Below are 9,010 nucleotides of genomic sequence, written 5' to 3' on the forward strand. Positions count from 1 at the left end.
CTCCCAGCTTTGGTGGGTAAAATGTATTCTAAGATACATTTCTCCTAGCGAGGGGGTGGAACGAACCACAAAGACACAAAGGACACAAAGATCGATCGATCCTATGTAAGTTAAACTTATCACACAGAACCTAGAAGAGCCTTTTTCCCAAGGGATATTTCTAAGAAGAAAGTTGCCCGCTACTTTGTCCTTAGCTGCTATATTAACTGGTTAAACCGTGTTTTAGGGCAAAACGTACCAATTCCGTGCGACTATTAGTACCAGTCTTGCTGAATAAGCGACTGACGTATTTTTCTACGTTTCTGACGCTGGTTTCTAGACGACTGGCAATTTCTTTATTCATCAATCCCTCCGCTACTAAATCTAAAACGCTTTGTTCCCGGGGGGTAAGGTCAATTTTAATCGGGGGGGGAGTAGTAGTAAAAGTGTTCTGTTGTCCCACCTGCTGTTTTAATTCCCGGATATCTCGGGCAATTTCTTCTAATCTAGCGTTTTCGCTGGTGGCTTGCAGGGATTGACGACGGCGCTCGATTAAAGACTTGATTAATGCTTCTAATTCTTCGGGATCGAAAGGCTTGGATAAATAAGCATCACAACCGGCATTATAACCCTGAATGCGATCGCTCGTCATCCCCCTAGCAGTGAGAAAAACCACGGGAATTGTCTGAAAACGAGCATCTTCGCGCAATTTCTTCAGAAACTGATAGCCATCCACCTGCGGCATCATAATGTCGGAGATGACTAATTCCGGAATTTCTTGATTGAGTAAATCCCAGGCTTCGTTAGCATTACTAGCAGTTCTTACCTCGAAGTCATCCCCGTACTGTAGATATGCTTGCACAGATTCACGAACCCCCGGTTCGTCATCCACTAACAAAACTTTCGCAGGTGTGTCCATCAATTTCTCGCAGCGATCGAATATTGTCCGAATCCTATCTTATCAGCTATCAGGAGCCGGTCGTCAGTAGTCAGGAGTTGGGGTTTTAGGGTTTTGGGGTATTAGTTGAAATTCCCCTATCTCCCCATTCCCTACACCCCACACCCTACACCCTACACCCCACTTCCCCACTTCCCCACTTCCCAGATCATCCTCAAGATAGTGACGGTGAGTTAAACTAGCAGATAGAACTAAAAAGTTACAAAAATCACCTAGATTATTTTAGAATCCTTTCACCATTCTTAACAAATCCCGTGACCATTCTCTGCTGGCTCGATCGCATTAGTGCTTCTGATCGCCCCCTGGTGGGGGAAAAAGCTTTTATTGCCAGTGAATTACACCAGCGAGGATACCCAATTATCGGGGGATTTGCCATTTTTAACCGCATTTTTGCGGAATTTTTGGAAACTATCAACAATGCTGACTCTTTCTTGACTGATTTTCCGCAATCTTCCCTCTATTTAGACGTAGATAACGCCAAAGCTCTGCAATTAGTCGCCAAAGAAAGTCGGCGCGCCATTTTACAAGCGCAAATTCCTCCTCTCTGGTTAGAAGAACTAGCGGCGGCCGTGGCACAATTATCCATGGATACCCTAGTATGGCGCTTTTCTCTACCAGCTAATCTGGCTCGGCGAACGCTCGGTTTATTTTCCGCCCCAATCAGTGGAATTAAAGCAGATAATCTAGAAAATGCCCTAAAACAAGCTTGGGCGGAGTTATTCACCGCCAGAAGTCTATTTTATTGGCGAAAAATGGGAATTGGTTTAGAAAACATTCAATTATCTTTACTGGTACAACCGTTATTACCGGCCAATTGTGCGGGAAATGTGTTGATTAATGACGATAACTGGAAAATTCAGGCGGTTTGGGGATTAGGACACAGTTTAGCTAATGGAGAAGTGGCACCGGATACCTATATTATCGATCGCTCCGGTCAATTACGCAGTCGGCAATTAGGCAATAAATCCCGCGCTTATTATCTCAATAGTGACAGTAATCTGCTCGCGCCACAATTATTAGCACCCAGTTTACAGGAAAGCTACTGTTTAGATAATTTCGCCCTCGATCGCCTTTGTCAACTGGTTCAATCTCTGCTGACGGAAAAACCGACGTTAACCAGCATAGAATGGCTGATGATGCTGGATGGTCAAATTTATATTCTCAACTGTCACAGTCAGGAAATCACCGCTACTACCTGCCATTATCCCTTAAGAGGATTAGGGGCATCCCCGGGGTTGGCATCGGGAGTGGCAAAAGTGATCAGCAATTTCGACTCCCCAGAGGCAACTTTTCAGGATTGCATTCTGGTTACTACTAATTTACCTCCCCAAAAACTGCCCCATTTACGCCAAATTAGAGCAATGATCACGGAACAGGGGGGATTAACTAGCCATGGAGCCATTTTAGCCCGGGAATTAGCCATTCCTGCCGTTGTCGGGGTGAAAAATGCCACGGAAATTATCCGCTCAGGGGAGATAATTTTAGTAGATGGTACGAGGGGAATTATTTCTCTAGCATCTCAGGAACAGATTTCCTTACCCCCACCACCCCCCAGAGAAACCGACGGGACGGCAATTGCTACCCGTTTGATGGTTAATCTCAGTCAAACTGAAAGTATTGCCGGAATCCGAGAACTGCCTATTGATGGGATCGGTTTATTGCGCTCAGAATGGATGATTTTAGACTTACTTTCTCAGCGTAATCTAGAAGAATGGTTAACACCAGAGCATCAAGAAGCATTGATCGAGAGATTAAGTGATTTAATCGCACAATTTGCCCTTAGTATCCAACCTAAGCCTTTATTTTACCGTTCTTTTGATGCTCAACATTCGGCTCAAGACAGTCGGGGAACCCATGGTTATATATTAGATCCGACTCTATTCGATCTAGAATTGCAAGCTTTACGACGGGTACAAACCACCAGCGCCACCAATATTAATTTACTGCTTCCCTTTGTCCGCGGGGTTGAGGAATTTATTTTCTGCCGGCAACGGGTACAATCGGCTTTACTCACTCAAGTCCCTTCTTTCCAATTGGGGATAATGGTGGAAGTACCGGGGGTAATCTTTCAATTAGCGGATTATGTGCAAGCGGGGGTACAGTTAATCGCTATTGGTACTAATGATTTAACTCAATTACTTTTAGGTAGCGATCGAGAACATTTCTCAGAATATTTTAACGCCCGTCATCCCGCAGTCAGGGCAGCTTTAAAACAAATTATCACTCAAGCAAAAGTTTTACAGATTCCCTGTTCCGTTTGCGGCATGGCCATCGTTCAGTATCCTGAAATTATCGATGATCTGATTGCTTGGGGTGTGAATTCTCTTTCGGTGGATACAGAAGCAGTTTTAGCCACTAGAGAGGCAATTGTTCGCGCCGAAAGAAGATTTTTATTGGAAAATAGCAGATAACTTCCGAACTACCCCACTACCCCACTACCCCATCAACCCACTTCCCCACTACCCCACTTCCTAATTCATACTTTGTGCTTTTTGTCAGAAAAACTTTTTTTTTGCAATAAAACTACACAAAAAAAAGATCATCGTTGTGGGTGAAATTGACTCATTTACCTGTCTTAATGAGGATTACCTTCTAGGTGTGGCAAGGGTTTCAACCGTTGCTGCCCAAAAAAGCATAGAATACCCCACTATGAAATTCAGTAAAATCGCTGTAACCATCATAACATCGTTGTTAAATAAAAATCTTTCTCAATTAATTCTTAAGAATTTGTAAATATTGCGAAATGTTAATTTAAATATTCTCAAGTTTTTGGAGTTCATAGATAATTTTTGCTTATCTTTGAGCAACATTGGGTTAGAAGTCAGTTATCAGTTATCAGTTATCAGTTATCAGTTAACTGAGAAAACTCCCCACACCCTACACCCCACACCCTACACCCTACACCCCACACCCCACACCCTGTCCCCTAATGCCTAGAGAATTTCAATAATTCCTTGACTGCCATCGAGACGAATTAATTGACCATCTTTTAACAATTTCATGGCATTATGCACATCCATAACCGCGGGAATTCCGTATTCTCTGGCAATAATAGCACCATGGGATAATTGTCCCCCCACCTCGGCAATAATGCCCACAGCCTGGGATAATAAAGGCGACCATCCTGAGTCAGTATAGGGAATAACGAGAATAGTATTAGGGGCAATTTCTAGATTTTGTAAGCTGGGCATAATTTTGATTCGTCCCTCCACTGTCCCCCCACTAGCGGCAATTCCCTGTAAGCGTTTTTTGGCAGTTAAATTTGAAACTAAAAATTCTCTTTTCGGTGGTTGTCCATAAACGATGTAGGGAATATCGGTTAATTGAGAGTTTTCTTGGAATTGTTGGCGACGCTGGCGGATAATCTGGTTAAGATTGGCGATTTTATTATTCTGACCTAACTGGGTAACTTCTGAGTAATTTAGATAAAATATATCTCCCGTCTCCGATAATATTTGCTGCTGTAACCAGAGGGTTTCTAAAGCGAGAAAATGCCAGCGTAGGTGAGCTAAAAGACGGGAGTAAATTTCAGTCACTTGGTTTTTGATATTTAATCTTTTTTGGACATTGTGGGAAGATTTAACTTTTTTATGGCTATTATTACCCGGACTATCTAAGGGGAGTTGTAGCAGCTCTTGGGGATTTTCTCGCCATCTCGGTATGGAAATATCAGTCCCCACTTCGCTTAAATAACCGTAGGTTTCTAACCAGAGGGAAAAAGCTGAGTCAAAATCTCGATTGATCGTATTTTTTCTCAGTTCAGATAGCGATCGCATTGAGGCTATTTCTGGCGCTTGGGAGTTATCCAATTTCTCAAAAGGTACTTGCGAAATACTGCGACGCAAGGCGAAGCTAAGAGGGGCAAGAATACTATAATAGGTGGCTTTTTTTAAGACGGTTAAAATCTCCTCAATTTGCTCTAAAATCTCCCCTGAAGATAAAGCTTCTGGGGCAGTAGCGTTAATTTTTTTGAGCGTCGGGATAAAATAGTTTTTTTGATCTTGGCTAAAGTCTTTTTCTAACTGTAATTCCCGTCCTAAAAGTTTTAATAAACCAGGGGAATTAGCCAAAGTTGCCGTTAAAGGTGGTTTGGTAAACTTTGCCCCTTTGGTCAGGAATTCTAAGCTTTCTGGAGGTAATCCCATGCGACGGAAAATTGTTCCTAACAAAGAAGCATTAAAATAGGCTCTTTGATAGTGTAAAGTCGCTGTTTCATTGAAGTCCAAATCGAGAGCTTTTTTGTCTAAAACTAACTGGAAAATATCTCCCCAAACTCCACAGGTTAAAGGACGATTAATTGACCAAGGCAAAGGACGAATCACCCCAGGGATAACTTCAGCCGCGATTTTTCTTGTCCAAATTGGCTGTAAATTAGTGATAGGACGGCACTGTAATAACCATAATTTTCGTCCGTCATGAGTCCATTCTATATCTTGGGGAATGCCATGATCAAGGTTTTCTAATTGCCGACAAAGATTAGCTACCTGTTGAATAATAGCCGGGGGAATATCTCCCGCTCCGATGATAATATTTTCTTCTAAATTAACTCGATAACTTTCGGGGGTGATTCTTCCCGATACAACTCTGGTGGCATCTCCGGGTAAAGCTTCAATAACCACATCTAAACTGAGAGGATTAATCGGATCACGACTGAAGGCAACTCCCGAAAAAACTCCTCGAATTTGTTCTTGGATTAACACAGCCATGGCCGTGTTTTCTTGACCTCGATCGAGTCGATAATTAACAGCATTAGGACTATTATAGGAGGTTTGGCAACTTAAAATCGCCGCCGCTAAATTTTCTCGATCGATGACGTTAAGAATTGTGGTATATTGTCCCGCAGATGAGGCGGTTTCACTATCTTCTCCAATAGCGGAAGAGCGCACGACTAAGGGATGATTTATATCAGGATTAAGAGATTCTATTAACGGTTGTGGATCATCCCCCGGGGGTAAAATCCAACCCCTAGGAATGGGATAACCGGCACGCTTAAGATCGGCTAAAGTGGCGGCTTTTTGTCCCACTTTTAAGGCCGTCAGATTGTCATCAAGGGTTTGGATCGATCGATCTCCACGAAAAAAACGAAACATAGTTTTTGATTCATTGTTAACACTTGCTTCGGGTAAGTCTAAATCGTCGGCTATTTTTTGAAAAATTGCCCCTAATAAACAGGCTAAAGCAATGGCAGTTATAATATAACCTGAATCGTGGGGACGGCGCAAGGTGAGAATTAAAGCTAATAAAAATAATCCTACCAATCTACCCGTAGATTTTTCTCGAAAAATAGTAAAGCTAATCCCACTAATGATTGAGGTGAGAAAAACAGCGACAAAATCGTGAACGATTAATCCCCAGAAAACATTAGTAGTTCCCGCACCTTTTCCTAACCAATAGCGCCCCATGACTAAGGCAATTAAAGCTAATAATTCCCAAGAAGAGCCGGTGGGAAAAAATAAACGGGTTAGGAAAATAACGATAATTCCCTTGGCTGCTTCCGAAATTACCGCCAAAATTCCCACCAATTTACCCCCATGGTAAAAAGCGGCAGTTACACCGATATTACCAGTACCTAATTGGGATAATTTACGTCCAGTTACGAGATAATTTATCCAATCGATCAGAGGCAATCCCCCGATTATGGGACAGACTAAAAAAATAAATAGGGATCCCCAAATTTCTCTCATTTAAAATGCGTCTTAGTTTACGATCTTGTCTTAGTAACGACCTTGAGAACATGAACACGAAAGCGATAAAATAAATTGAGCTTAATGGCTTAAAACCCCATCATATTGAGCAAATAAAGGCAATAATTGCGGATTTTAAGCGGCAAAATCAACCACTCAAACTGAAGAAAAAAACGAAAAGAGTAAGGTGGACGATGCACACCCTACAGACTTAAGAAAATCTGATTGACAGTGAGATTTAATTCCGTGAAAGTCTGAGAAATTAGGCGATCACTGTCTCGAAATTGCCGAATTTGATATTCTTCCTCAACTAAGCGACAAACAGAGATGGTCGGTTGTTTAGGAGTGCCGAGAAAATTACGCCCACCCAAGGCTGCATAATCGACAATCCAATATTCAGGAATACCCATTTCTTCATAATCAGCAAATTTTAAGTAGTAATCATCACGCCAGTTAGTCGATACCACTTCAATGATCAGAGGGATAGATGCACCATCCCTAAGGATTGATTCTTTTTTCCATAATTTTTCCTGAGCGAGCTTGGTTCGATTTAGCACTAATACATCGGGAAAATAACCAGAATTTTTACCAGCAGGTCTGACAATCGCTTGGTTAGGAATTAAATAAGGAAGCCCTAGTCTATCAATTATTCCACTGAGTTTAACAGTTAAAAATCCTTTGATTTCCTCGTGTTCTCCTGCGGGTTGTGCCATTTCAATAATATTTCCCTTGTGTAGCTCATAACGCACTCCCGAATTTTCAGGCAGCCAAAGGACGAATTCCTCGAAATTAACAGTTTTAGGTAAAGTTTGGCTCATAGCTGGCAAAATAGCATTCTCTCTCTACTAACTTCCTTAGCTCTATTTTACCTTGAAGTAAGGTGGGCATTGCCCACCCTACAAACTCTCTACACAATCTGCGATCGCACTATCGCTGCCAAAAACGATGAGGACGAAACCAAAAATATAATTGGTAACGACGGCGAGGCCCATAAGAAGGATTGGAAGGAGTCAGTTGCCAGTTAGTTTTTAGATCTCCATTTGGCAATATTACACCCTCATAAAATTCTTTACCGCCGGACCCGCCTAGTAAGTTTATAAAGAGGTCTCCTTGATTAACGCTGAATGTTCCAGCCCATCCAGATAGAGTGTTCTGGCCATGTCTAGCTGCTGGTACGTCAATGTACTGCATGATGAAGTCGATGTCGTTTGATTGAGTCCAGTGCTTAATGCAAGAACCGTCACGGTAAAACCGCAGAAAATCTACTTCCCCAAAGTGTTCTTCATAGGGTTCAGAGTAATAGAATCCATCAAATCGTATTTTGCTTGACCCACCAAAATTAAACATCAATTTAGCTCAAAAAATCTTTATTTTGGACAATTAGGTTGGGTTGAGGGACAACGTAACCCAACCCCAAAGGCGACCTTTAATTAACGATACACACTACCCCCCCCTATAATGTATTCTGCATGACAATTTAATAAAAATTAACATTTAGGCTATCCCGTACTTGTGGTGATAAGCAGAGTTATCTAGGGGAGGGCGCAAGCATTCCATTGCTGTCAACTTAAGGGAATAGCCCCCCAAATTTGTTGAGAGAGAGCCGCCCTTTTCCCCGTTCCCTATTCCCTGTTCCTTTGCCTATAGTAGGCTGCGTTCTCTAACCTGAAACCATCAATGAAAACTTCAATTAACCCTTCATTAATTGGAGGGGTTGATCATTTTAAACCAGAAAACGGGTTTCTTTAAGAAACCCGTTTTCTTGAATGTTACAGCCCCTCCTGATGATGAAGACGATGTCGGCGGCTTAGATGTGTAGTTATAGCGCTTTTCACGTTACTGAGGTATCGACAAGTTTTGCCAACAAAGGGTTTAAGCCCCTTGCCCATGGCTCATTCTGATGAAAAATGCTATGATTGCTTTGAGCGCATAGAAGAGACGAGTGCTAATATTAGGAACAACAGCTTCGGAAATTTCCGATCCTCCTGGATAATAGATATAGCTATCGGAAATTTCCAATCCCTCTGGATAATTTGTCGGGGGAACGGCGAACGTAGTGATTTCCCTGGCAAGGGCTTCGGAAATTTCTGATTCTCCTGGATAATAGATATAGCTATCGGAAATTTCCAATCCCTCTGGATAATAGGTATAGGTAAATGTGGTATATTTTGAGTTATCAGAAAATGCTGGGGGACGTAATTGCGGAATTTCTCCACCCAATACCGCAGACCCAGAGCAATCTTCAAGGGGCATATATTGTTTAGCCATCGAAATCTCCTTAGTAATTGATAACGGAAAAAAGTGAGAGATTTAGCTGGAATTACACTGATGGACAAAATTAACAAACCAACTCTGCTGTAACTCATACTACTCAGTCTTCTATGCTAAG

At 42.0% G+C, this 9,010-nt stretch carries 6 protein-coding genes; 2 read left to right on the forward strand and 4 right to left on the reverse strand.

What is annotated here, in order from left to right; genetic code table 11:
* Positions 1-202: 202 nt before the first annotated feature.
* Complete coding sequence (locus O9295_RS19455; RefSeq protein ID WP_002795661.1) at positions 203-898, reverse strand: response regulator transcription factor; 696 nt, start codon at positions 896-898, stop codon at positions 203-205.
* Between the two features lie 293 nt (positions 899-1,191).
* On the opposite strand from O9295_RS19455, the gene O9295_RS19460 reads away from it, so the two are divergent.
* Positions 1,192-3,348, forward strand: a complete 2,157-nt coding sequence (locus tag O9295_RS19460; RefSeq protein ID WP_288034661.1) for a putative PEP-binding protein — start codon at positions 1,192-1,194, stop codon at positions 3,346-3,348.
* Positions 3,349-3,870: 522 nt separating this feature from the next.
* Here the strand turns inward: O9295_RS19460 and O9295_RS19465 are convergent.
* Together O9295_RS19465 and O9295_RS19470 are read right to left on the reverse strand one after the other, a co-directional pair.
* Positions 3,871-6,621 (reverse strand): glycerol-3-phosphate acyltransferase, encoded by a 2,751-nt coding sequence (locus tag O9295_RS19465; RefSeq protein ID WP_288034664.1) that lies wholly within the window; start codon positions 6,619-6,621, stop codon positions 3,871-3,873.
* Between the two features lie 203 nt (positions 6,622-6,824).
* Positions 6,825-7,439, reverse strand: coding sequence for a Uma2 family endonuclease (locus O9295_RS19470; RefSeq protein WP_288034667.1), 615 nt, complete (start codon positions 7,437-7,439; stop codon positions 6,825-6,827).
* Between O9295_RS19470 and O9295_RS19475 the strand changes: the two genes are divergently transcribed.
* Entirely contained in the window at positions 7,431-7,646 is a 216-nt protein-coding gene (locus O9295_RS19475) for a hypothetical protein (protein WP_155726769.1), read from the forward strand. The two genes, O9295_RS19470 and O9295_RS19475, sit on opposite strands and share 9 nt — an antisense overlap.
* Positions 7,647-8,493: 847 nt before the next feature.
* On the opposite strand, the gene O9295_RS19480 is transcribed toward O9295_RS19475, so the two are convergent.
* Complete coding sequence (locus O9295_RS19480) at positions 8,494-8,889, reverse strand: hypothetical protein (protein ID WP_079208919.1); 396 nt, start codon at positions 8,887-8,889, stop codon at positions 8,494-8,496.
* Between the last annotated feature and the right edge of the window lie 121 nt (positions 8,890-9,010).

Origin of the sequence: Microcystis sp. LE18-22.4A (assembly GCF_027531105.1) — a bacterium.
GTDB lineage: Bacteria > Cyanobacteriota > Cyanobacteriia > Cyanobacteriales > Microcystaceae > Microcystis > Microcystis aeruginosa.